Source organism: Microbacterium sp. ISL-103, from assembly GCF_018613995.1.
Lineage (GTDB): Bacteria > Actinomycetota > Actinomycetes > Actinomycetales > Microbacteriaceae > Microbacterium.
Genome location: NZ_JAGGPD010000628.1, coordinates 2,467 through 4,354 on the forward strand (window position 1 = coordinate 2,467; position 1,888 = coordinate 4,354).

General features: G+C 70.3%; 1 protein-coding gene. It reads right to left on the reverse strand.

Annotated elements, in window-relative coordinates:
• The coding region (locus tag J7E68_RS18860; RefSeq protein WP_215175079.1) for a carboxypeptidase regulatory-like domain-containing protein at nucleotides 1–1,858 on the reverse strand (1,858 nt) is incomplete at its 3' end.
• Between the last annotated feature and the right edge of the window lie 30 nt (nucleotides 1,859–1,888).

The following is a 1,888-nucleotide window of genomic DNA, read 5'->3' on the forward strand; positions in this document are numbered from 1 at the left end:
GCAGCTGTCCGCCACCCGTGTTCGGCGGTGTCGAAGGGTCGCTCGGGTCGCTCGGGTCGTCAGGGTTTTCGATGGGCGGATCGACCGGGGGCACGACGACAGCCGCGAGCGTGAAGTCCTGATCGACGAAGGTCTCGCCGGCAGCGGTCACCTCGACCGTGAGCGTCGCGGGGCCGACCACCGTGCCGCCCGACGGCGGGGTGATGGTCAGCGAGTAGGTTCCCGGCGACAGCTCGCCGAGTCCGTAGGTGCCGTCGGCATCCGTCGTCAGCTGCTGCGAGCCCTCGTCCGTGCCGACGGTGATGACCACTCCGCCGACAGGCGCTCCGTCGTCGGTGCGCACCGCTCCGGCGAGGGCGCCGTATCGCGCCAGCTCGAAGTCGATCCCGGTCACATCCGTCGCACCGACCGTCTCGGTGCGCGTCGTGGCACCGGCGGCGGTGTAGCCCTCGGGCGTGGTCATGGTGATCTCGTAGTCACCGAGGGGCAGACGCGGGAACCGGTAGGCGCCGTTCGAATCGGTCACCGCGGTGACGGTGTCATCGCCGTCGGATGCGGTGACGGTGACACCCGCGACTCCGGTGCCGTCCACGCGCACCGCGCCCGACAGGTCGGGATTCTCGACCAGCACGAAGTCGTCGAGCGCGATGGGCACCTCGCTGTCGGCCCGAACCACGAGCGGTTCGGTCGGATCCGTGGTGCTGTACCCCGGAGGCGGTGTGACGACCACGGTGTGGGGTCCTACGGCGACCTCGTCGAACAGGTAGCCGCCGTCGGCATCGGTCGTCGTCGTCTGCGTGCCGTCGACCGACACCGTGACTCCGGCGATCGGGTCTCCTGCATCGTCGACCACTCGGCCCGAGACGGCCACCGGAACGATGTCGCGCACCTCGAAGTCGGCGACCGCATCTGCCTCCGTGAGATCCACGGCCTGCGAGGTCGCGCCGACGGCGATCTTGCCGTCGGGCGAGGCGACGCGCACGGTGTATCCGTCGGTCGCGACGAAACCGGGGAACGAGTACGCGCCGTCGGCGGTGGTGGTGGTCGTGCCGACGACCGTGCCGTTGGCATCCCTCAGCGAGAGCTCGACGCCCTCGAGGGGGCCGTCGGCCTGATCGACGACCGTGCCGGTGATGTCTCGAGCGATCGACGCGAACCACGTCTGGTACACGGGGAATCCGGCACGACGGGTGAAGAAGAAGGAGAGCGAGCTGATCGGCACGCTCGGCTCGAACCAGGCGGCGGACCCGCTGGTGTCGGCCGCAGCCGCGTTGCCGGTGAGCGTGAGGGTCGTGGCGTCCCACGCGGGCACATCGGTGGCGACCCCCGTGCACGAGGGCTTGCCGGCGACGCCGGGGGCGCAGTAGTTGAACCCGCCGTTGAAACCGAGCTCTTCGGCGGTCAGCGCCTGGCCGTCGGCGCCGATCGCCTGGATCCGCACGGCGTCGGCGTCGATGTCGCCGAGCACGAAGGTCCAGCCGGATGCCGGGGTGGGCGTCGCGAACGAATAGGTGGTCGTCGACGGGCTGGTGGCGTTGTCGACTTTCGGGCGCAGGTTCAGGTACTGCTGGTTGATGCTCGTGCCGTACTTGGCGCCGACGGGTGTGCCCTGGGAGAGCCAGTTCGTCGCCCCCGAGATCACGCCGACCTGACCCGAGCGGGAATCGCTCGTCATGGTCGCGGTGACCGTCGGCTGCGCCGCGACCTGCACGGTCGTCGTGTACGCCCCGCTCGTTCCGGTCAGCGGCTGCCACGTGGCCCAGGCCGTCGTCGTGGCCGCCGCAGCCGGAACGGCGCTGACGAGCGCAGCGACGAGGATGATGGCTCCGGCCAGGATTCCGCTCTTGGGCGCACGCACGCGGCCAGCGTATCCAGATACCGGCGCCCG